Raw genomic sequence first — 21,146 nt, 5'->3', positions numbered from 1 at the left:
CACCTCCTTTAGAAAAGGAGGAATAACTATTCTGTCGCAAAATGATTATTGTGCGACAGGTAATATCCTGCAAAAGACGCAAAAAACCCCTTATTCCCTATTGCTGGATGCGCCGAGTTTCCAGCTTATCTATTCGTTCTTCAAGGCGACGCAAATGAGTGCTTAATATCGCGAATTCTTGCCTTTGCGTTTCGTAAAGCGTAATGAACTTATCAAGTTTTGTGAACAACTCGCTCGCATTTTCTTTCATCTCTCGCACCTCAGCTTTTACTTCTTGCAGGCCGATTTTCGTTGCGTGGACCTCAACTTCAATGTTGTCCAGCCGTTCATTGACTTTTTTGAAATCGGTCTGGACTGCGGCGGCAAATGGTTCTAGAACTTTTTGAACAACATCCCTCACGTCATTTTTGGATAATGCTTTTACCATATTCTTATGCTAGCGCATCGCATGCCATTGTCAACAATGGCACTGTTTATAAGTAGTCCGCGGGGTTCAGGTATCCGCCGTATGGCATTGGGCCGCAGGAACGGCTTTTACCCATATAAAACGTCGCGCTGGCATAGACGGTGAGGTGCAAATGAGGTCCGGTGGCGTAACCGGTTTTACCGACGTAACCGATAACATCCCCTCTTTTTACCGATTTACCCTTCACGATACTCGGGTCAATTAACGAAAGATGTCCATAAAGCGTTGTCAGATTGTTGGTGTGGTTGATGACAATATAGCGGCCATAGGCGCCTTTCGGGCAAAACTTATCCTGGTTTCCGGTTTCGGCGACAGTCCCATCTTCCGCCGCGTAAATTGGCGTGCCGATGGGTGCCGCGATGTCCAGGCCGTTGTGAAACTTGCCGCGGTAGCCTCCTTGCCGCGCAAACGCCGTAGCGCCGAAGTTTTGGCTGAAGCGCCCTCCTTTGACCGGAAGTTCAAGTACGCCGTGACGACTTGTCGGCAAAAGAGATGGGTCAATTTTTTGGCGTAGCAATGTTTCAATAGACTCAATGTCGTCGGAGATGACCTGTTGGCGCTCTTCCAGCGCGGTGATGGTCTGCTGATACAGACGTTCCTGATTCTTTGTCTCCTTGAGGAGTGTTTGTCGCTCGCCTTTCTGTTCTTCAGCGCTCGCCTTTTTTGCCTTGAGCGATTGCCGCTCCTCCTCCGCCGAACGTTTTTTGTCGTTTTGCGCCGCAAGCTTACTCTCTAAATCCGACTGTAGCGCCGCAAGTGCCGTGGCCTCGCTTCCGAGTCCAATGTTTAATGAATGCAATGTCTGGATCTCTAGCAAGCTCGCCGCAAGTGTCTGGTTTTTAAGGAACGAGAGCAAGGCGCTCTCCCCGTCTTTTTGTTGTATGGCGCGAAAAATGTCCCGCACCGCCGTCTGTTTTTTGTCGCGCGCGGCGGTGGTGTCCGTGATGCCGTTCTGTAACGCCCCGATTTCAAGCTCTAACTTGTCAACGGTGAGTTCGCTTGATCGGATGCCCAGGTTTACTCTGTTCAGTGAGGCGGTGATGCGGTTCAGCTCCTGGCTCAAGCTCTTGCTTTGCTCTTCTGTTTCGATAAGATCCTGCCGCTTTGACTGGATTTCTAGCGATATGGCCTGCAGCGCCTTATTTTTTTCTTCGATGGCGATTTGAAGTTCCGCCGGAGTCGCGGCGAAAACAGCAATCGGACTTATCAGCCCGATAAGTCCGATAAGTATTAAAGGTAGGCCTTCGACAAGCTCAGGCAATAAGATTTTTATTCGTCGAAGCGTTACAATTTTCATAGTTTCTCAATTGCCGCGTCAATGCGCCGGAGTGATTCGTTTTTACCAATGACCGACATTATTTCCAACGGTCCGGGAGATGCTTCGCGGCCGGAGAGCGCCGCCCGGAGCGGCCAAAACGTTTCCCCTTTGCCGTGCTTCGCGGCAAGTGGCGCGATGACTGATTCCAGCAGGGATTTTTGGAATTCCGCGCCGTCAATCTTCGCGACTGCTTCTCGGAGCAGCGTCAGATTCTCCCGCGCAACAACGCCAGTTGATTTTTTCCAGACAAGAAGCGCCGGTTCATACTCGTCGGCAGTGAGAAACAGCTTCGCGTGCGTGAAAAATTCTTTGAGCGTCCCCATACGGTCCTTGACGAGCGCGGTAAGGGCGTTCTGCGCCTCCGGCGCAAAACGTTTCCGGAATTCTTCGTATTCGGGATAGAGCGCGGCCAACAGACCCACTAGTTCCCCGTCGGGCATCTGCCGGATGTATTGCGTGTTTAACCACTGTAATTTTTCAACATCAAAAATGGCGCCGGCTTTTTGTACGCGCTCCAGCGTGAACGCGGAAGAGATTTCGTCCATATTCAGGATTTCGCGGTCGTCTTTCGGATGCCAACCCATCAGCGCTAAAAAGTTGAGCATTGTTCCGGGGAGATACCCTTCTTTGCGGTAGTCATCTATGGCGGTCGCGCCCGCGCGTTTGGAGAGTTTTGCGCGCTGTTTGTCTAAAAGCAACGGCAAATGCGCGTACGTCGGACGGGCAAAACCGAAAGCTTCCTGGATAAAGAGCTGGCGGGGGGTGTTGGCGATGTGCTCTTCCCCTCTTATGACGTGAGAAATGCGCATCAGTTCATCGTCAACGACGACGGCGAAATTATACAGCGGTTCACGGAGGCTTTTCGCGATGACGGTATCGCCGATGAGCGCGCCGTCAAACGCAAGTTCGCCGCGGACGATGTCGGTGAACGTGATTTTCTGTTCTGGGATTTTGAAGCGGATGACGCCGGGGCCTGTTTTTATGTTTTTTGAGCGGCATTTGCCGTTATACTTTGGGGCAACCCCACGCTTCAACATCGCGGAACGCTCCAGCTCGAGCTCCTCGCTTGTGCACGCGCAATAATACGCGAGATCTTTTTCCAATAAGATGTTGAGATATTTTTCGTATATGTCCAACCGCTCGGTTTGGCGATATGGACCATAGCCCCCTCCGATATCCGGTCCCTCATCCCAAGTAATCCCAAGCCAGCGCAGTCCTTCTATTATATTAGTCTCAAATTCGGGTTTTGACCGATCACGGTCGGTATCCTCAATCCGTAAAATAAATTTGCCGCCGCCGTGGCGGCTAAAAAGCCAATTAAACAGCGCGGTGTGCGCGGTGCCAACGTGGAGGTTTCCCGTTGGGGATGGGGCGATACGGACTCTGATAGGGCTCATAAGACGTACAGGACCAATAGGACTGATAAGACTAATAAATTACAGAAGACTTAATATGTCTTTCGCGATGTTTGTTGCGGCGTCGGGCTTATAGAACTTTGTAGCATTTATCGCCATTTTTTTCAATCGCTCGGGATTTGCGAATAATCCGTCAATTTCGGCGAGCACGAGGTTGCCGATAAGATTTTCTTCTTCGATTACAAGACACGCGCCGACTTCGCGGTACTGAAACGCGTTTTCGCGCTGGTGATCGTATGCGGCGTTCGTCAACGGGATGATGAGCGACGGTTTGCCCCACGCGGCGATTTCAAACAGAGCGCCGGCTCCGGCGCGCGAAATAACAAGATCGGCCGCGGTGAGCGCCTGACGGAAGTCTGTTCCGAAAAACGGCACCACTCGGTAGCGCCGCGCGAGCTCCGCTTCCAGTTGTGGTTTTGTCACCGTGTTGTATGTTGCGATGTGCGCGTCGTAAAGATCCACGCCCACTTGGTGAAGCACTTGGTAGCGCGAAAGTATGGCGGGTAGGTTTTCCAGAATAAAGTTATTGATGATTTCCGCTCCTTGCGATCCGCCGATGACGAGGAGTAGTGGAAGCTCCGGAGCGAATTTCATCGTCAGTTTTGCTTCGTGCGCCGCCCCGCTTTGCGGGGCTTCCTCCGGTCGCATGGCGGAGCGGACGGGATTCCCCGGCGCTTTCACTCTTTCCGCGTACGCGCTCACATATTCCGCGCCGGACGGAAACGCGAGTTCAATAATTTTTGCCACGCGCGCGGTGACGCGACTCGTCAGCCCCGGAACGGCGTCGGAGTCGTGGATAACAATCGGGACACGGTAAAAGGCGCAGGCGTTGACGATGGCAATCGCCCCGGGACCGCCCTTGGAAAACGCAACGTCCGGCATGAACCAGAACACTTTCCAGAGCGCCTGCGGTATGCTCCATGCAAACTTGAAGAAATCAACGATGTTCATGAAGGAAAAATAGCGGCGAAGCTTGCTCCCTGCCACGCGAGTTACGCGTACACCGATGCCCTGCAATTCCAGACTATAGTGTCCCGGATTCCCAAAATAGCGGGCGTCGAGCGTTGCGCCGCTTACCTCGATGAGTTTCTTTAGCTCCTCAATAACGGCAATAAGAGGGTAGATGTGTCCCCCGCTTCCCCCGCCGGTTATGAGTATTCGGATTTTTTTCATCAAATGTATGCCTTCGATATACTCAGGCAATAATTATGTTAATTTGTGTACGTTGAGATATTCGTGATGACGCCGATCATCGTTAAAAATACCACAATGCCGGTCCCTCCGTAACTCACGAACGGCAGCGGCATTCCGGTTAACGGTATAAGCCCTGAAATGGCGCCGATATTTACAAACGCCTGGAGTCCGATGATGGTGCCGAATCCGATGAGCAGGAGTTGACCGAAACGATTCTGCAATCTGCGCGAAAGGAGCAGTGTCCGCATGCTTAGTGTGCCGAAGAGCAACGCCACGGTCGCGCTTCCGACAAAACCGAGCTCCTCGGCGATGACCGCGAATACCGAGTCGCCGATCGGTTCAGGGAGGTATTTCATTTTTGTGGTTGACTCGCCCAACCCAACGCCCCATAATCCCCCGGAGCCGATCGCGATGCGCGCCTGATTTCCGTGGTAGCCCGCATCCTCTAGGTTCGCCTCGGGATTCACATATGCCATGATGCGGCTCCATCGGTATGGAGAAAAATAACTCACGATGACAATGGTGCCGATGCCGAGGACCGCGGTGAGCAGCAGATATATGGCACGCGCGCCGCTCGCGAAATACATCACGCTCGCGGTTGCCGCGAGCAGTACAAACGCGCTTGTCGTGGACTGCGCGAGCAGTATTGTCCCAAGGAGTCCCAACACCGCGAGGAACGGCACAAGACCGCCCCAAAGCGTCCTTGGGCGACGAGCGTCACCGCCGAGCCATGCTGCAATATAAATAACGAGAGTTAATTTCAATATCTCCGCGGGTTGCACCGTGATTGGACCCACGTTTATCCAGCGCTCCGCGCCTCCTGCGCGGAAACCCAGTGGCGTAAAAATCAGCAAAATGCCGATAACGGACAGAATGAACAGCGGTAGGGCGGCGCGCTGATATAGCCCATAGTATGTTTTGGCGGCGGCAAAAAAACCGACCAGTCCGAGCGTCAACCCGAACAGCAGTTGGTGTTTGACATAGTAGTAACTGTCGCCGAAGCGCGTTTTTCCCAGATCCGAAGAAGCGCTGGAGAGCATGATGACGCCGAACGCGATAAGGAACGCGGCGCAAAAAATAACAATGTAATCCGGTCGGCGTTCGTCGCGATATGTGAGGGCGGAGGGAGGCATGGGTACACAATTTTAAATTTCTAATGCCTAATTTCTAATTGATGAAAAAATGCTAGCCGCGGCGGAGAACGCGGCCAAGAAGCGCGGGGGTTACCGCGCCGTCTTTTACCGCCAGTCGGCCGTTCAGGATGGTATGCGCAACGTTCGCGCCGTCAAGGCAGACGAGATCCGCGTAACTTCCCTGTTTGATAATGCCGCGGCCGGTAAGGCGGAATGTTTTTGCCGGAATCGCGGTGATTTTTTCGATGGCTCGCTCAAAAAGCGATGGAGGCATAATGCGCGCAAGCTCAAGGAATCTCGTGAAGGTTTCCTTCGCGCGCTCCGGCTCCAATGCGCTGTTTCCCGGTGGAAGGCTCGCACTGTTCGTCGCGACAAAGGCGCGCGGTTCAAACACCATACGTTCCGCGATGCCCTTGTTGATGTTATCAATGAGCACTACAGCGCGCATGCGTGTCATCGTCATGAGTTCAAATAGCGCGTCGCGTACGTCCATTTCTCGGGACGCCGCGAAACCTCCGAGTGTTTTCCCGACGAGGTAATCGCTGCCGGGTGATTTCGCGATAACAATATGCTCCAGCGCCACAGGAACAAGCCCCTCCCGCAGTTTGCCGCGGTGCATTGCGGCATTTACGGTGCCGAGCATAGATTCAAGATTCCCGCGTTTCGCCCATGCCGGAAGCAAAGTGTATACGGGCACATAACTCGTTCCGAACGGATACAGATCAAAATGAAGATCTACGGTGTCGGGAAGCGCATGGATGGTTTTTACCGCGCGGGCAACCTGCGGTTCAAAGCCGATGAGCGGACGCAGGTGGCTGATGAGCGTCCGCGCTTTTGTTTCCTCTGCCAGCCGTATTGTTTCCGCAACCGATGCCTCCACGCCCGATTGTTCGTCCCGGAGATGCGTGCTGTAGACCCCGTTGTAGCGAGCGACTATTTTTACGAGCGCGCGGATTTCCGCGTATGGCGTCAATACCGCGTGGGCATAGCCCAATCCTGTTGAAAGGCCGAGCGCGCCTTCCTTTAAGGAGCGTTCAACAACATGTTCGGCAACGTTCAATTCTTTATCGGTTAAGTCGCGGTGGTCTTCGCCGATAATCGCACGACGGATAGTGGAGTGTCCGACAAGCGTGCCAAAGTTCACTCCGATTCCCTGTTTTTCAATGGTGCGGAAAAATTCCGACACCCAATGCCAGTTGACGTTTATGAGGTCCGGATTTGCCCACTTGCGGATGGATTCCAGCGAGCCGTAGAGGAGCGGGGCGAGTGAGGAGCCGCAATGTCCGCCGATGATGGTGGTAATCCCCTGTTTTAAGAAATCGTCCTGCGAAGGGTGCGTTAAGAGCGCTAAATGATGGTCTGAATCGTTATTGACGTCAATAAAACCTGGGGTGACGGTGAGCCCCAAGGCATCAATCACCACGTCGGCTTTTTTGTTCGGAAACGCGCCGATAGCGGAAACTTTATCGCCCGCGACAAAAATATCGCCTTTGTATGAAGGCTTACCTGTCCCGTCGATGATGTTGGCATTGCGGATGAGCAGCATAAATTCCACCCACTATATAGGTATTATAGCATTACTTTTCCCCAAATACTGACGCGCCGGACTTAATCCCAGTATTTCTCTACTTGTTCGAGAATCTTCTCTATTTCTTCCTGAAGCTTTTGATGGGTTTTGGCTTTGCCGATGATTTTTCCTTCGGTTGTGTCAAAGTCGCTTGTCGCGCCATGAAACGATTCCGTGAAGTGCCGTAACTCTCCGTCTACATTGCGTTCGAGTTTGAGCGCCATCACGATTTCGTTATCTTTGATAATGTCCACACTGAACCGCTCAACCTTCCGCCTCCCCCCCTTTTGTGTGTTTGTTGTTTTTTGCTTAAGCCAATTGAATTGAATGTCGCAATTGTACCACAGTACCGCGTGGAAATTCCTGCGGCGCGCTTGCTCGGTGTCCAATTTCAGTTCCTCCATCGGCCTCCAAACGGTTGCCGGATCCTCGTTGAGCAGCGCAATGATATCAATAAAAAGATCAACCTCATCAGCGGGCTCTTCGTGCTTCAGTTCTTCTTGAATACGACCAAAAAGTTCCCGGCGGAGGCTTTCGAAATTTTTCTCTGCTGACTCGGGACGTTCACGCATATGTCATATGTTTTGTTAGCAACTTATAATGCAAGCCGGCTGACAAAAAATAGCGCAAGCCCCAGCGCGCAGCCGACGGCGGAAATAATCCAGAAGCGCATAGTCACTTGCGTCTCCGGCCAACCGATCGCCTCAAAGTGGTGGTGGATCGGCGTGGAAATAAACACTTTTTTCTTCAAGAGCGCCTTACTCCCGAGCTGAACGATGACCGAAAGTGATTCAAGAACAAGGATCGGGGCGAATAACGGAAGATACAGGGCGGTATTAGTGAGCATCGCAATGACGCCCATGGTGATGCCCAGTGACATTGAGCCCGTATCACCCATAAAAAAGCGCGCGGGGTAGATGTTAAACCATAAAAACGCGAGCAGTGCTCCCACGATAGCGCCGGAGAATGTCGCAAGATGAAATCTGCCGAGTATGAACGCGACCGCGGTGAGCGCAAGAAACGCAAAAAGCATAACGCCGCCCGCAAGACCGTCCAATCCATCGGTTTCATTCGCGGAAAACGCGCTTGCGATAATGATGAACATAAAAATCGGGATATACCACCAATTTACCGCCACCGCGCCATAAAAAGGAATTTGCAGAACGTCCCAATCAAGACGGTAGTAAAACCATAAGGCGCCTAAGAGGGCGACGACCGAATACATGATGAGTTTGTGGCGCACCTTCAGTCCACCGCCGGATGGGCCCACGCGCAGGACGCCGAGTAAATCGTCCGCGAGCCCGAACAATGCCGCGATAAGCATTGCCGCGAGCGGCAGATACGTTTCTGCTCGGTCAATGAAATTCAACTTCGTGAACATGCCGTCAAATAACCCGTCCAGAGCGTAGAAACCGACCGCGACAATCACAACGGTCAGCCAGATGATGACGCCGCCCATTGTCGGCGTTCCCGCTTTTTTCTCGTGTAATCGCGCGTATACCGGAGCTTCTTCGGCGCTACGGATTTGTTTTCGAAATCCAAGGCGACAAATGACCTTGGTGACCAGTGGCGCGATGAAGAACGCAATCATAAACGAAAGCGTTGCCACGGCGAGTACGCGTAGTGCTTCAAAAATTGCGGGTGTTTCTATCATAGGTCAGATTATTGCTCCTTTGCCCATTTGCCCAGAGCGCGCGTTTCTCCAAACCGGTCATCGGTGCCCAGTACGATGATTAGGAGTGTTTTTTCACCGGCGCTAAACAGCGAAACAAGGTTGCCGTGGGCTTCCGGCGTATAGCCGGTTTTTCCTCCCAGAAATTGCGGATCCCCCGCGAACTCATTGATACTTTTTATGACGCGCGGCGTTTTTGCAGTTTGTTCCAGTATAGTCTGTTCTTTGCTTCTACTCAATGTGAAAATTTCCGGATAATATTCGCGGATGTAGCGGACGAGGCTCGCGACGTTTTCAGCGGTGCTTTGGTTCAGCGACGAGAGGCCGCTTGGGTCAAAAAAACTCGTATTGGTCATTCCGATATCATTTGCCTTTTGCTGCATCGCGTTCACAAAGAGGCTTGTTCCATAGAAGCGCGCCAAGGCGTCCGCCGCGTCGTTTGAAGAGGAGAGTATCATGGCGGCTACGAGATCGCGCACCGAGAATGTTTCGCCGGCTTTAAGCCCCGCCGCATCCCCTTCCGCGCGCACGTCTTCGTCCGTGATCGTAATCGTTTTTTCCATACCGATGTTTTCAAGCGCCACGACGCCGGTCATGAGTTTGGTGAGCGATGCCAGCGGATGCCGCTGTAGTGGGCGGCGCTCCCATAGCACGCTTTGGTTTTCAAGATTTACAACGGTACCGGCAAATGCGGCTACGGCACTGTCGATGGAAGTCTCGCGCGGCGGCCCGGATACCGGCTGTGTCGCCGGCTGTCCAACGACAGCGTCGGAAATCTGTGGCATTGTGAACGGCGCGACGCTCGCGTCCGGATTCGTCACGCTTACAACGCTTCCGAGGGTGATGCGCTCCGGCGCCGATTCAACGCTTTCTTGTAAAGCGCTTTTTGTGTGTCCCCAAAATATAAGCGTGAGAAATAACGCCGCGAATCCGATGGTTTTATTCATTGATGATTGGCGTAATGTGCGCCGTATCCTTGACGGCTTCTCCGGCGTTCCGAAATTTTTCAATCAGCGATCGATATTTTTCGTAATCCGGAAGCTCGCGCGCGTTTCCGACGCCGAGGTGTTTTAATGACGCGAAACTCGCGCTGTAGCGATACGCGTTTGCGCGGTGTGGGTCAACGTCGCGGTCGATGAGGCCACGGAGCGACAAGCTGCGTAAAATAAAGCTGGAGTTGACTCCGCGGATATAGTCAATTTCGGCGCGGCCGATAGGTCCGCCATAGCCGATAATTGCCAGCGTTTCCTCGGCGGCCGGCGTCAGCGCTTCCTGCACCTCGGATTTCACCAGTGTTTCAATAAGCGCCGACAGGTTTGTTTTCGTGACCAGTTGCGTTTCATTGTCGCGGCGGAGCAGGGCGATTCCACGCGCTGAGTCGGCGTTGTAGCGCGATTCCAGCTCGGTGAGATGCGCGGCGACTGTTTCCGCGTTAAGGCCGGTGAGTAATGAAAGTTTTTTTAGCGTTACGGGTTCACCGTACGCAAACAGCAGCGCCTCAATCTTCGCTATATCATTATTTGCATTATTTGTTTCCATTTCCTCCATAGGCGGGCAGACGCATTATTCGCGATTACTACTTCCTAATAATAATATCAGCAAATTGATCTTGTTGCTCAACATTTATGCCGTGGTGGCGCACAAGGTGCAGTACCGCGAGAAACAGGGCGACGACTTCGCTTTTTGATTTTTGCGTGGATAGCGAGCGGAAACTTTGCGTCGCCATTTCTCCGAGGCGAGCGATAAGCTCCTTCATCTTTTCTTCAATCGTAACCAGCGCGCGCTTCACGACGCGTTCATCCTTCGGGATAAACTCTTCAAGCACCGCGAACACTCTTCCGATCGCGGCGCGAAGGGTGTCAACGCGGAGCTCTTGCGACGGGTAAAATATCGGAGGAGTTCCGAAAAGGAATTGGCGGCTCGCGGATTGAGGAGTTTCTGAAAAATTTTTCGCGAACACCGCTCCGGCCGCGCGAAATTCGCGGTACAACGCGAGGCGCGATTCGAGGTCGTGAATATCGCGTTCTTCAACATCCGTCAGTGGTAGCGAAGGAAGCAATACTTTTGACTTGATGAGCACCAACCGCGAAGCCACCACGACAAAATCCGCGAGCACGTCGGCCCCGATGTTCTCCAGTGTTTTTATGTAGTCCAAAAAGTCCGCCGTAACGTCGGCAAGCGCGATGCGGGTAACCTCAAGCTGACGCGCTTCAATAAGCTCAAGGAGTTTTGCGAGCGGTCCCTGAAACTGTTCGTTTTTAATTTCAAACATTTGTTTAGGATTCGCAAATATCGCGAATAAGAATCAGTTATTCTATTTGCAACGCTTCTTCGGTGTAGGTACTCCCCGAATTCCAAAGCATCCAACCGCCGATAAAGCGTCCGTCAATTGCGTCGCGGTGGATGAGGCCGTCGCAAATGGGCGCGCCGGTTTCCGTGACTCCCGATTGCTTCAGGCATTCGCGCGCGGTATCGTCTGTCGCCCGGATTTGCGTCTGTACTTTTTCCGCGTCATAGGTCGCGCCGAGATTAAAGTCCTGCAACCACGGACGGAGCTTTGCGCGCATAGGCAGAGGAACGGGGGTTGTGACGCCGATCACCTCCGCGGTCAGGTTCCTGCGCTGAGCCTCGTCGCGCGCGGACTGATATTCTTTCATGCGCTTTACTGCTTCGTCCAGGGAGTAGCGCACAACTTCATATGGAGCGGACGCCGGGTTTTTGATGCCGATGAATCCGCTTCCGTAATGCGATGGGTAGACCATTGGGCTCACTGCGTCAAAATACGGCAAGGCGTATTCCAAATATTGGCCGATATTCAAATCGTCCTTATTCGTTGTTGTCATGCCGAACAAATCGGCGGAGAGTTTCGCGTCGGGAAGCGACTCGCGGAGATACGCAAAAAATTGGCGCAAAACCTCTTTCTTTGGGGTTTGACCGTTCCAAATCGGATACCGGATGTCCTTTAAATCTCCGTCTGACGCGAAACGGATGTAGTCAAAATTTATTTCGTCAATTCCACGAGCGAGCGCGTCCTTCGCGATGGCAATATTGTAGTCCCACACATCACGCGAGGCGGTATCGAGCCACATCAGTCCCTTATAATCTTTCCACGCCCCCTCTTTTGTTTTGCTCTGTAAGGCAAGCTCCGGCCGAGCGACCGGCAGTTTTTGATCTTCAAAAACCGCGATGCGTCCGATGACGTACACTCCCTCGTCGTGCAGTGTTTTAATCAGCGTGTTGATTCGCGGAATGCGGCGCTCTTCGGCGTTGTATTTTTTTACGTCCGGAACATTGGTGATGTAGCTTACGGTGCCGGTGAAATCTTTAAGGTCTACGACCACGGCGTTCAGTTCCGTGTCCTTGAGCAATCGGAGCATGTACGCGCTTTTTTTCGCGCTGCCCGCGGCCCAGCTGGTGAGGTACGCGGCTTTAATGACAACCGGGGGTGTTCCAAGCGGCTGTTGCGGCCCGATGTCGGCGTTCGGATGAAGCGGCGCCACGCTCGCGATTTCCAGCGGAAGTTTTTTTACGTCAAGATCAAACGTATAGTTGCCGCGTTCGCGCAAAAACAGCGCGACTCCGGAAGCGGCGGCGGTGAGGAGCAACATCAAGAGAGCAACCTTTTTCATGCAGGGGCGAATCTCATTTGTATACTTCTATTTTATCGCGTAGCGCGCGTATTGCGCAATGCTATGCATATCGCAACCGTTGGCGCATTGAGCTTTTTAGGCGCATCGGTATACTGAAGATATGCGTCTTGCGCTTTATCGTAAATATCGTCCGAAAGTTTTTGCGGATCTCGTGGGTCAGGATGAGCTCCGTACCGTTATCCAAAACGCGGCGCGGAGGGATTTGCTCGCTCAGGCGTATCTTTTTTATGGTCCGCGCGGAACAGGCAAAACCACGTCGGCGCGGTTGGTGGCAAAACTCGCGAACTGTGAAACGCGAAGGGTGGACGCGAAATTTAAGACCGTGGGCGAGCCGTGCAACAAGTGCGCCCCATGCGCCGACATTGATTCCGGAACGGCGCTGGATGTCATCGAAATTGACGCCGCTTCCAACCGCGGTATTGACGAGATCCGCAGTTTGCGTGAAGGCATCAAACTTTCCCCTACTTCGTATCCGTACAAGGTTTTTATTGTTGATGAGATGCACATGCTGACACGCGAGGCATTTAACGCGCTTTTAAAAACACTGGAGGAGCCGCCTGCTCACGCGATGCTGATTCTCGCGACTACCGAATACGACAAAGTTCCCGCGACCATCACTTCCCGCACCCAGCGGTTTCACTTCGGAAAACTTTCGGTGGCAACGATTGTGGAAAAACTTTCCCGCATTGCCCGCGAGGAAAAAATGAAGACCGGCGGTGAAGTGCTGGAGCTCATCGCTTCGGCATCCGAGGGAAGTTTGCGCGACGCCGAATCGCTGCTTGACCAGGTGTTTACTTCGGGCGCACTTTCCGATATCGCCTCTGTGGAGCGCCTCATCGGAAAAGTCGGCGGGCGCGTAACCGGTGATATTGCCGAATTGCTGCTTCAGAAAAATCTTTCGAAGACGCTGGAATATCTTTCGCGTCTGTATGAAGGAGGGCACAACGTGACGGACTTGACCAAAGAACTCGTCAATTATTTTCGGCGCGTTCTGGCATTGAAGTTTGATCCCGCGCTTCAAGACATGTACGCCCATGAACTTACCGCCGCGGAATTGGCGCGCGTAAAATCTCATGCTGCCGTTGCCGATGTCACCCGCGTTTTGCCGCTGATGAAATCTCTTATTCGCGCCTATGGCGAAATGCGCTACAGCCCACTGGTCATTGCTCCGCTTGAAGTCGCGGTGATTGAAAATTTAAAGGAGTGATTGCTTCATGGACATCGGTTATGGTATCCTATACCTATGACCGATATCCACAAAAAACCGTTCTTTAAGCAAAGGGCGGTGGCGTTAAGACGTCAGGGACTTTCTTATTCCGAAATACTTCGCGAGGTTCCCGTTGCAAAATCTACTCTTGGAGTATGGTTGCACGATGTAGGCCTTTCAAAAACTCAAAAACAGCGTCTTACGGATAAAAAGCTTGCTTCGGCGCGGCGTGGAGCAGCGATAAGACATGCCAATCGGCTTGCGACCATAAGTCGGATTCATGCCGAAGCCGCAAAGGATATTATCAACATCTCGGAGCGTGAGCTTTTTTTGATCGGCGTTGCGCTGTATTGGGCGGAGGGTGCAAAAGAGAAGGATTATCAACCAGGGTCTCGTATTGCGTTCTCTAATTCTGACCCGCGTATGATTAAACTTTTCCTAAGATGGCTCTCCGCCATCTGTCGCGTCCCCGCTGACCAGCTCGTACTAGAAATTTATATCCATGAATCGGCAGCGAACACCATTCCCTCGGTTACAAAGTATTGGGCAACAGCGACCGGGTTCGACCAATCATCATTTACAAGGATCTATTACAAGAAAAACAAGTTGCGCACTAACCGAAAAAGGGTTGGTAATGATTACTTTGGTTTGCTGCGTATCAGAGTAAAAAGAAGCTCGTCGCTTAATAGAAAAATTGAGGGCTGGATAAATGCCATCGTTCGGTGTACAATATAGACATTGCGGGATCGTCTAATGGTCGGACGTCTGCCTTTGGAGCAGAAAATTGGGGTTCGATTCCCTATCCCGCAGCAAATTTGCTATAATAAAAATATATGAAAAATTATCATTTGTCGGTGTTTGTGATTACTGTTTATGCAACCTTCGCCGCGTCCGCGGTCTTTGCGGCAAGTCCGGTGCCTGTAAACCTTGGGTTGGCGGGAAAATACGTCGTACTCGCCGGGTCCGGCATTACCAACAGCAGAATTTCTACGATTCTCGGAAATGTCGCGATTAGCCCCGCGGGCAGATCAAGTATTGTCGGGCTCGGGGTGGACGAGGTAACCGGAAAAGTTTACGCGGCGGACGATGTGACGTCGGGCGTAAAGGAAAATCTCGCGCAGGCGCAAAGCGATCTCGCGACTGCATATGCCGATGCGGCAGGACGCGCTGCGGATGCAATTCCTCTTTCCGGAAACATCGGCGGACAGAAACTTGTTCCCGGGCTTTATGTAGCAACAGGCGACCTTGAATTATCTTCCGGAGAATTGACGCTTGATGGCTTGGGCGACCCGAACGCGGTTTGGATATTTAAGATCGGCGGGGCGTTCAAAATGACGAGCGGTCGTACCGTCGCCTTGACCGGCGGCGCGCAAGCTCAAAATATTTATTGGCAAGTGGGTACGATAGCCACTATCGGCAGTGGCGCAATCTTCCGTGGCATCATCATGGCGGACCAGTCCATTACCATCGGACCAGTCGCGCGGCTGGACGGCAGGGCGCTGGCGAAAAACGGCAGTGTGACGCTTGCGTATAACCTTATCACCGAACCGACGGATGCTCCCGCGGTTGCGCCCGCGCCGTCTTCGGCGCCTCAGCAAGCACTGCCTATTATTCCGACAACATCCTCGGCGCCCGCGCCGACCGCGTCCGCTGATGTCCAGCTTGCCGCGCTTTTGGCACAGTTAGCGGAGCTACAGTCGCAAGTCGGACAAAGCGTGCCCGCGGCACCGGCCGCTCCGGTGGTCGCTGCTTCCGCCGCAGTCACCGCCCCGCTTGGGACCATCAAACATCTTCAGCAATTTCTGAACGCTAAAGGATTCCAGATTGCCGCAAGCGGCGCGGGCTCACCCGGGAAAGAAACGAGCACGTTCGGAGGTTTGACAAAGAAGGCCTTGTGCAAGTTTCAAGTGAAAACCGGTATCGTTCCAACCTCAGGCAACAGCTCGTGCGGCGTGTATGGTCCGAAAACGAAACAGGTTGTGCGCGACATGAGTCGGTAGCTACATTTTTTGCTTTGCATCCCGGCGCGGCTATGCGCGGTGGTATCGCTATCTATTTTTATAGAAATGTGGTACTATCTCGGAATGCCCCGTGTTACAACTTCGATCACGGAAGCACCGCATAGAGCGTCTTAACTTGCAACAGAGCAGTTCGTACAGCAGGTTGGCCTATTATAATAAACATTAATCGAAGTTGTAACACAGGGAATGCCCAGCGACGAAGTCATTATCCGATTTAATAAGGTATCGTTTGAGTACGGACCGAATAAGCCCATATTACATGAGGCGGATTTTTCTTTGCGCAATGGTTTTAAGGCGACATTAATGGGTCAGAACGGTGCCGGCAAAAGCACAATTTTTCAGCTGATTACCGGCGGCTTAAAACCCGATTCCGGAACATTAAGCGTCGCGAATAAACTGACTATCGCTACCGCGCGCCAGGTGATCCCCCGCGATCAGATGCAGCTTACAGTAAGAGAGTTTTTTGAACAAAGTTTTTCCCCCGCGACGTTGGCGCGCGTGTCGGGCGGCCGGGGAAAAATCTATGATATTGACCCGCGCATTGACGACGTACTTTCGATCGTGAACCTTAAGGCTCCGCATGACCGGATTATGAAGTCGTTTTCCGGCGGGCAGCAGGCGCGGTTGTTGCTTGCCTCGGCGCTTATACAGAACCCGGACTTGTTACTGCTTGATGAGCCGACCAACAATCTTGATAAAGCGGGGATCGCGCACTTAACTCAATTTCTTATTGACTATAAAAAAACATGCATTGTTATTTCGCACGACGCCGCATTCTTGAACGCATTTGCCCAAGGCGTCCTCTATCTTGATATTTTTACCCACACGCTTGAGCAATATGCCGGAAACTATTTTGATGTGGTGACGGAAATCGAAAAACGTCTTGAGCGCGAGCGCATGAAAAATGTCCGGTTGGAAAAGGACATCGCGAATCGGAGGGAGCAGGCGGGGTTCTTCGCGCAGAAGGGAGGCCACATGCGCGATGTCGCGAGGAAAATGCGTGAAAAGATTGAGGAGCTGGAAGAAGATCTTGTGGATGTGCGCAGAGAAGACAAAACCATCCGCAACTTCATCATCCCCTGCCAGGAAAATCTGACGGGTAATATTTTGGAGCTTACTTCCGCCACGGTGATCAAACATCATAAGCCGGTTGAGAAAAAAGTTCACGTGATATTAAAAAAAGGTGAACGGCTGCTTTTGACCGGGCCGAACGGCATCGGAAAAACGACGCTGCTGGAAAAACTTGCCGGCGGTCACGCGAAGGGTGAGCACGTACTACCCGGCACGCGCATCGGATATTACCGACAGGATTTTGGAACGTTGGATTTCAACGCAACGGTATATACGGCGCTTGCCGACGCAATGCAGCAACACGGAACTGACCATGAATTACGCGCCAAGGCGGCCGGGTTTCTTCTTGACGAAGATGTGTTGAAAAGAAAAATTGGCGTGCTTTCCGAGGGGCAAAAGGGTCTCGTCGCGTTCGCGCAGCTGGTGCTGGCGCGTCCGGGGCTCTTGATATTAGACGAGCCGACGAATCACATTAATTTTCGGCACATCCCGACCATCGCCCAGGCGCTGGATAAATACGAAGGAGCGATGATTCTTGTAAGTCACGTCCCGGACTTTGTCGAAAAAATAAAAATTAACCAGACGTTGGACCTCGAAACTCTTTAACCTTACACCTATGAACGAAGAACCGATTTTAACGGAGCAAGCAGGGGCGGGGTTTACCGATTTAGGCATAGCGCCGGCGATTCTCGCGGCGCTGGATCAGCTCAAATACTCCATCCCCACCCCGATTCAGCGACAGGCGATCCCAACCGCGATACAAGGAAATGATGTTATTGGTATCGCGCAGACCGGTACTGGAAAAACGCTTGCGTTCGGCATCCCGATGATTCAACGACTGGTTCAGGCTCCGGGTCGCGGTCTTGTTATTCTTCCGACGAGGGAACTCGCGCTTCAAGTGGATGAGGCGTTGCATCGGGTCGGCGCGGGGTTGGGTATTACCACAACCGTACTCATCGGAGGCACCTCGCTTACGCCGCAAATTCGGGCGCTCGGGAGAAACCCGCGCATCGTCATCGCAACGCCGGGCCGGCTTATTGATCACTTAAACCAGCGGACGCTTACGTTAAACGCGGTGCGCATCCTCGTGCTGGATGAGGCCGACCGCATGCTTGATATGGGTTTCGCGCCACAGATACGAAAAATTTTTGACCATTTGCCGAAGGAGCGCCAGACCATGCTTTTTTCCGCGACTATGCCAAAGGAAATTATGAGTTTGGCAACCGCGCAAATGAAACTTCCTATCCGCGTGGAAGTCGCTCCCGCGGGGACAACCGCCGAACGCGTGACGCAGGAACTTTTTATTATCATCAAGAGCGACAAGAATCGCCTGATTGAACGGTTGCTGGGAACGCACGCGGTCACCACGCTTATTTTTACCAGGACGAAGCATGGAGCGAAGCGGCTGACGCAGACGATTCACGATATGGGCCATACGGTGGCGGAAATCCACTCTAACCGATCACTGAATCAGCGGCGCATTGCCTTGGACGGATTCAAGTCCGGGAAATATCGGGTGCTTGTCGCGACTGATATCGCCTCACGCGGCATTGATGTTCAGGGCATCGGACTGGTAATCAACTATGATGTGCCGACTGACGCCGAAGATTATGTGCATCGCATCGGCCGCACGGCGCGTGCGGGAGAACGCGGACATGCGATTACGCTTGTGACGCCCGAACAACGCGGTGAAATCCGCGACATTGAACGGCTAGTGCGGCAGACATTACGTGTTTCCCCGCTTCCGGAATTACCGCCGGAGCGACCTCGGAGTATTGTGCCTGATCGCGAAAGTCACTTCGGACAACGACCACGATCCGGCGGTCCGCATCGTACCCCGCGTTTTGGGGGAGGCCGCGGTCAGCGGCGGTCATAGCACCGGTTAAATAAACTGAAATACCCTCCACTGCGGAGGGTATTTCAGTTTATTGCTTTTTTGTTCTTAGAGATCTTTCACCTTTGACTGTACCGCCGCCTTCAATTCTTCTACTGTCATTTTCTTGACCATCTCCTCCACGGCTGCTTTGTGGACGGCCGCTCCGTGGCTATCCGCTTTTGTCATAACTTCTTCCACGGACTCCGCGGTTGCGACGTAGTCGCAGTCAAACCCCATATCCCGGCATGCGAATGATTTCATTTGAGTATTTTTGTATTGAGCGAACGACCTTTCACCCGACTTTCCGTTGTCTATTGAAGAAAATTCAACAATTTTTCTGTAAGATCTTTCAAATCAAGACGGTGTTTTTCCAGGTAGCCGACGCACCCAAGCTTGATTGCTTCTTCGATCATGTGCATGCTTTCAAGCACAGTCATCATAACAACAGGGACACGCGCGAACTCAGGGTTTAGTTTTAATTGGCGTAAAAATTCAATGCCGTTTATTTTTGGCATCATGATATCGCACGCGATGAGGTTTGGTTTGCGCTCCTCCGCAACACGCAACCCTTCCTCGCCATTCGTCGCGGTAAGCACCGTAATATCCTTTTTTTGAGACAACATTTCCTGCAATGCCGCAAGGAAAGATTCGTTGTCATCAATGATAAGAATTTGCTTCATGGTTTAAGTATGCTTCATTCGTCGGTAACGTCAACTGCCGGTTTGCTTACGGTTTTTTTCTGGCAACAACGTAGCGATCGTTATACGCGGTAACATCGTAAGCTGGGTTTTCAATATATTGTTTTGCGTACGCGGCGAACGCGTCGGTATTATCGCCGAACCCGAACGGATCATTGATGTCGATAAACGCGACATCCGCGAACGCGCGCTCCATGCCGAGTTGGTATATTTTTTCGCGGTGCGCAAGGTGCGGGAGCAGGTTTGTTTGCGCGGTAACGGAAAGATTTTCGGGAATGTCCCGCGATAATTCACGAAATATCTGCCAGCGTGAGTTTGTTCCAAAAAGATTAAACGGGAATGTAAACGGATTCACGGGCGAGCGCACAAAGAATCCGATAGCGACAGCAATGACAAGAGCTCGCCGCGCAAAGCGCTCCCATGCCGGCCAGCGTCTCACGACATTGCGCAACCCGTAGACCGCGCAAAAAAACATTCCCGGAATAAGGATTGCGTCGTATTGATAGAATGTTGAAAACTGAAACCGGTTTGTGGTCAAAAGATTTTCCAGCAGCCCCGGAACGATAAGCAAAAATGCCCGGCCGGAAAATAGCGGTAAAAACGCGAGCGGCGCGAACAGCCAAAGCAAATAATCCATCTTCGGAAGCGTGAGAATGGTGCGCGCAAACAGCGTCGGATTACGGACAAGGTTTGTTACAATTTCTCCAACCGAGCTCCCGAGCGCCGCGTAGCGGTCGAGGCGCAGTAATCCCCCGCCGAATGCCGGCATAAATACCTTAACCGCCAATACAATGTAGAGCAGCGCGCCGAGCGCGATGAACGCCGCGTATAACCGATTGCGATTCCACCACGCGAATGTTGCGTCTTTCCGGCGAATAAGAAAATATAGTCCGGCAAACGCCACGGCAATAATCGCGTCTTCCTTCATGCTTGCGGCAATCGCGAACCAAAACGACGCCCATCCCCACCGCTCGGCGTCGGCATAGTAGAGCGCCGCAAGCAGCGCCGGAACAAAAAAGGCGATTTCGTGGAAATCAAAAAGGTTTAGCCAATGCAGGGATGGGTACAAGAGATACGCGACAGTGATAAGTTTCGCGAGCGATTCCCGTTGCAACATGCGCATTGCAAGTCGGTAGAGCGGCAAGGCGCCAGCGGCGAGCGCCAGGACTTGGATAAAAAGCAAATAGTATGGTGAGGGAAAGAGCGCGTAACCCGGCACGAGCAGTAATAGCCCCGGGCTCCAGTGGACGCCGAAGTGATCCGGGATTTCCTCGATGCTCCCCTGCATGATGCGGCCGTGAATAGTGTTCCAAAACAGCTGATCAAACACGCCCATGTCCCAGGTTTGGGTTTGGAAATTATAGTGGCGGAGCGCGGTTACGACGCCGAATATGATGATGTAGAGTATGACGGCAACGACGATCGCTCGATACGCGTGCAAGGAAGTCATATTTACTATATTATCAGGAAACAAAAACTCCCCCAAGGGGGAGTTTTTGATCGGTTATGCGTAAGCGGGGTTCTGTCTCATTCGCTTTACGCGGATGACGCAACTATTTCTCTGGGATGGCGATCGCTCGCCACCTCTAGCGGCACTGTCGCCAAAGGCGACCACGGCCTTGCACTCGGGTAAGGGTTTTGCCGTTTCACTCCGGTCTTTTTGTCTCTATAACCGGATTAGGCCATCAAGCTTGAGACGGGGCCTTTCCAACCCTTGCGGATCGGAACGTCACTGATCGCACCTCTGTGTTACCACCGGCAGGCGTTACCTGCTACCTTTGGTCGCCTAAGGCGACCTGAGTGCCCCGACTTTCCTCTGTCGCCTGAGGCGACAGCAGTCGCGTGCATAACCAACAGA

Annotated in this window: 20 protein-coding genes, 1 tRNA gene and 1 other RNA gene; 6 read left to right on the top strand and 16 right to left on the bottom strand. The window is 52.5% G+C overall.

The window, feature by feature from the left end; all coding sequences use genetic code 11:
- Window positions 1-97 precede the first annotated feature (97 nt).
- The 12 genes from Q7R85_01565 to Q7R85_01510 all read right to left on the bottom strand — a co-directional run bounded on the left by Q7R85_01565 (window position 98) and on the right by Q7R85_01510 (window position 12,394).
- Window positions 98-427 carry a hypothetical protein gene (locus Q7R85_01565; protein MDO8584789.1) on the bottom strand — a complete coding sequence of 110 codons (330 nt, stop codon included), beginning with the start codon at window positions 425-427 and terminating at the stop codon, window positions 98-100.
- 46 nt (window positions 428-473) lie between these two features.
- Complete coding sequence (locus tag Q7R85_01560) at window positions 474-1,763, bottom strand: peptidoglycan DD-metalloendopeptidase family protein (GenBank protein MDO8584788.1); 1,290 nt, start codon at window positions 1,761-1,763, stop codon at window positions 474-476.
- Window positions 1,760-3,181, bottom strand: coding sequence for a glutamate--tRNA ligase (gltX, locus tag Q7R85_01555; protein ID MDO8584787.1), 1,422 nt, complete (start codon window positions 3,179-3,181; stop codon window positions 1,760-1,762). The genes Q7R85_01560 and gltX overlap by 4 nt, the downstream gene beginning before the upstream one ends.
- Window positions 3,182-3,220: 39 nt before the next feature.
- Window positions 3,221-4,372 (bottom strand): UDP-N-acetylglucosamine--N-acetylmuramyl-(pentapeptide) pyrophosphoryl-undecaprenol N-acetylglucosamine transferase, encoded by a 1,152-nt coding sequence (locus Q7R85_01550; protein MDO8584786.1) that lies wholly within the window; start codon window positions 4,370-4,372, stop codon window positions 3,221-3,223.
- A gap of 38 nt (window positions 4,373-4,410) precedes the next feature.
- Window positions 4,411-5,526, bottom strand: coding sequence for a putative peptidoglycan glycosyltransferase FtsW (locus Q7R85_01545; protein ID MDO8584785.1), 1,116 nt, complete (start codon window positions 5,524-5,526; stop codon window positions 4,411-4,413).
- A gap of 52 nt (window positions 5,527-5,578) precedes the next feature.
- Window positions 5,579-7,072 carry a hypothetical protein gene (locus Q7R85_01540; protein MDO8584784.1) on the bottom strand — a complete coding sequence of 498 codons (1,494 nt, stop codon included), beginning with the start codon at window positions 7,070-7,072 and terminating at the stop codon, window positions 5,579-5,581.
- 62 nt (window positions 7,073-7,134) lie between these two features.
- The gene (locus Q7R85_01535) at window positions 7,135-7,665 is read right to left on the bottom strand and encodes a hypothetical protein (protein ID MDO8584783.1); all 531 of its coding nucleotides are present in this window, start codon (window positions 7,663-7,665) and stop codon (window positions 7,135-7,137) included.
- Window positions 7,666-7,688: 23 nt separating this feature from the next.
- A complete protein-coding gene (mraY, locus tag Q7R85_01530; GenBank protein MDO8584782.1) occupies window positions 7,689-8,747 on the bottom strand; it encodes a phospho-N-acetylmuramoyl-pentapeptide-transferase in 1,059 nt (352 codons plus the stop codon).
- A gap of 8 nt (window positions 8,748-8,755) precedes the next feature.
- Window positions 8,756-9,712 (bottom strand): serine hydrolase, encoded by a 957-nt coding sequence (locus Q7R85_01525; protein MDO8584781.1) that lies wholly within the window; start codon window positions 9,710-9,712, stop codon window positions 8,756-8,758.
- Window positions 9,705-10,313 (bottom strand): SMC-Scp complex subunit ScpB, encoded by a 609-nt coding sequence (locus Q7R85_01520; GenBank protein MDO8584780.1) that lies wholly within the window; start codon window positions 10,311-10,313, stop codon window positions 9,705-9,707. The genes Q7R85_01525 and Q7R85_01520 overlap by 8 nt, the downstream gene beginning before the upstream one ends.
- 28 nt (window positions 10,314-10,341) lie before the next feature.
- The gene (locus Q7R85_01515) at window positions 10,342-11,037 is read right to left on the bottom strand and encodes a segregation/condensation protein A (protein ID MDO8584779.1); all 696 of its coding nucleotides are present in this window, start codon (window positions 11,035-11,037) and stop codon (window positions 10,342-10,344) included.
- 37 nt (window positions 11,038-11,074) lie between these two features.
- Window positions 11,075-12,394, bottom strand: coding sequence for a putative glycoside hydrolase (locus Q7R85_01510; protein MDO8584778.1), 1,320 nt, complete (start codon window positions 12,392-12,394; stop codon window positions 11,075-11,077).
- Between the two features lie 121 nt (window positions 12,395-12,515).
- Here Q7R85_01510 and dnaX point away from each other — a divergent pair, with 121 nt between their 5' ends.
- The 6 genes from dnaX to Q7R85_01480 all read left to right on the top strand — a co-directional run bounded on the left by dnaX (window position 12,516) and on the right by Q7R85_01480 (window position 18,590).
- Window positions 12,516-13,622 (top strand): DNA polymerase III subunit gamma/tau, encoded by a 1,107-nt coding sequence (gene dnaX / locus Q7R85_01505; protein ID MDO8584777.1) that lies wholly within the window; start codon window positions 12,516-12,518, stop codon window positions 13,620-13,622.
- A 36-nt stretch (window positions 13,623-13,658) separates the two neighbouring features.
- Complete coding sequence (locus tag Q7R85_01500; GenBank protein ID MDO8584776.1) at window positions 13,659-14,357, top strand: hypothetical protein; 699 nt, start codon at window positions 13,659-13,661, stop codon at window positions 14,355-14,357.
- Between the two features lie 4 nt (window positions 14,358-14,361).
- Window positions 14,362-14,432: transfer RNA gene (locus Q7R85_01495), tRNA-Gln, on the top strand.
- A 23-nt stretch (window positions 14,433-14,455) separates the two neighbouring features.
- On the top strand, window positions 14,456-15,622 hold the full coding sequence (locus tag Q7R85_01490) for an ice-binding family protein (GenBank protein ID MDO8584775.1): 1,167 nt from the start codon (window positions 14,456-14,458) through the stop codon (window positions 15,620-15,622).
- Window positions 15,623-15,829: 207 nt separating this feature from the next.
- Window positions 15,830-17,320, top strand: a complete 1,491-nt coding sequence (locus tag Q7R85_01485; GenBank protein ID MDO8584774.1) for an ATP-binding cassette domain-containing protein — start codon at window positions 15,830-15,832, stop codon at window positions 17,318-17,320.
- A gap of 10 nt (window positions 17,321-17,330) precedes the next feature.
- Entirely contained in the window at window positions 17,331-18,590 is a 1,260-nt protein-coding gene (locus tag Q7R85_01480; protein ID MDO8584773.1) for a DEAD/DEAH box helicase, read from the top strand.
- A 66-nt stretch (window positions 18,591-18,656) separates the two neighbouring features.
- Here the strand turns inward: Q7R85_01480 and Q7R85_01475 are convergent, their stop codons facing one another.
- The 4 genes from Q7R85_01475 to rnpB all read right to left on the bottom strand — a co-directional run bounded on the left by Q7R85_01475 (window position 18,657) and on the right by rnpB (window position 21,142).
- Entirely contained in the window at window positions 18,657-18,851 is a 195-nt protein-coding gene (locus Q7R85_01475) for a DUF1059 domain-containing protein (protein MDO8584772.1), read from the bottom strand.
- Window positions 18,852-18,901: 50 nt separating this feature from the next.
- Window positions 18,902-19,270, bottom strand: coding sequence for a response regulator (locus Q7R85_01470; protein MDO8584771.1), 369 nt, complete (start codon window positions 19,268-19,270; stop codon window positions 18,902-18,904).
- 46 nt (window positions 19,271-19,316) lie between these two features.
- Complete coding sequence (locus Q7R85_01465) at window positions 19,317-20,738, bottom strand: DUF2079 domain-containing protein (GenBank protein ID MDO8584770.1); 1,422 nt, start codon at window positions 20,736-20,738, stop codon at window positions 19,317-19,319.
- Window positions 20,739-20,784: 46 nt separating this feature from the next.
- Window positions 20,785-21,142, bottom strand: an RNA gene (gene rnpB / locus Q7R85_01460) — RNase P RNA component class A.
- Window positions 21,143-21,146 lie beyond the last annotated feature (4 nt).

Source organism: bacterium, assembly GCA_030649055.1.
Classification (GTDB): Bacteria; Patescibacteriota; Minisyncoccia; order UBA6257; family JAUSGH01; genus JAUSGH01.
This window is presented reverse-complemented; position numbering and strand designations above follow the sequence as displayed.

What these genes read in the sequence shown, in the direction of transcription:
- Q7R85_01465 (MDO8584770.1), bottom strand. Translation starts at nt 20,738, where the DNA reads ATGACTTCCTTGCACGCGTATCGAGCGATCGTCGTTGCCGTCATACTC.
- Q7R85_01545 (MDO8584785.1), bottom strand. Translation starts at nt 5,526, where the DNA reads ATGCCTCCCTCCGCCCTCACATATCGCGACGAACGCCGACCGGATTAC.
- Q7R85_01535 (MDO8584783.1), bottom strand. Translation starts at nt 7,665, where the DNA reads ATGCGTGAACGTCCCGAGTCAGCAGAGAAAAATTTCGAAAGCCTCCGC.
- dnaX (MDO8584777.1), top strand. Translation starts at nt 12,516, where the DNA reads ATGCGTCTTGCGCTTTATCGTAAATATCGTCCGAAAGTTTTTGCGGAT.
- Q7R85_01550 (MDO8584786.1), bottom strand. Translation starts at nt 4,372, where the DNA reads ATGAAAAAAATCCGAATACTCATAACCGGCGGGGGAAGCGGGGGACAC.
- Q7R85_01500 (MDO8584776.1), top strand. Translation starts at nt 13,659, where the DNA reads ATGACCGATATCCACAAAAAACCGTTCTTTAAGCAAAGGGCGGTGGCG.
- gltX (MDO8584787.1), bottom strand. Translation starts at nt 3,181, where the DNA reads ATGAGCCCTATCAGAGTCCGTATCGCCCCATCCCCAACGGGAAACCTC.
- Q7R85_01525 (MDO8584781.1), bottom strand. Translation starts at nt 9,712, where the DNA reads ATGAATAAAACCATCGGATTCGCGGCGTTATTTCTCACGCTTATATTT.
- Q7R85_01560 (MDO8584788.1), bottom strand. Translation starts at nt 1,763, where the DNA reads ATGAAAATTGTAACGCTTCGACGAATAAAAATCTTATTGCCTGAGCTT.
- Q7R85_01470 (MDO8584771.1), bottom strand. Translation starts at nt 19,270, where the DNA reads ATGAAGCAAATTCTTATCATTGATGACAACGAATCTTTCCTTGCGGCA.
- Q7R85_01510 (MDO8584778.1), bottom strand. Translation starts at nt 12,394, where the DNA reads ATGAAAAAGGTTGCTCTCTTGATGTTGCTCCTCACCGCCGCCGCTTCC.
- Q7R85_01475 (MDO8584772.1), bottom strand. Translation starts at nt 18,851, where the DNA reads ATGAAATCATTCGCATGCCGGGATATGGGGTTTGACTGCGACTACGTC.
- Q7R85_01490 (MDO8584775.1), top strand. Translation starts at nt 14,456, where the DNA reads ATGAAAAATTATCATTTGTCGGTGTTTGTGATTACTGTTTATGCAACC.
- Q7R85_01515 (MDO8584779.1), bottom strand. Translation starts at nt 11,037, where the DNA reads ATGTTTGAAATTAAAAACGAACAGTTTCAGGGACCGCTCGCAAAACTC.
- Q7R85_01520 (MDO8584780.1), bottom strand. Translation starts at nt 10,313, where the DNA reads ATGGAGGAAATGGAAACAAATAATGCAAATAATGATATAGCGAAGATT.
- Q7R85_01485 (MDO8584774.1), top strand. Translation starts at nt 15,830, where the DNA reads ATGCCCAGCGACGAAGTCATTATCCGATTTAATAAGGTATCGTTTGAG.
- Q7R85_01565 (MDO8584789.1), bottom strand. Translation starts at nt 427, where the DNA reads ATGGTAAAAGCATTATCCAAAAATGACGTGAGGGATGTTGTTCAAAAA.
- mraY (MDO8584782.1), bottom strand. Translation starts at nt 8,747, where the DNA reads ATGATAGAAACACCCGCAATTTTTGAAGCACTACGCGTACTCGCCGTG.
- Q7R85_01540 (MDO8584784.1), bottom strand. Translation starts at nt 7,072, where the DNA reads ATGCTGCTCATCCGCAATGCCAACATCATCGACGGGACAGGTAAGCCT.
- Q7R85_01480 (MDO8584773.1), top strand. Translation starts at nt 17,331, where the DNA reads ATGAACGAAGAACCGATTTTAACGGAGCAAGCAGGGGCGGGGTTTACC.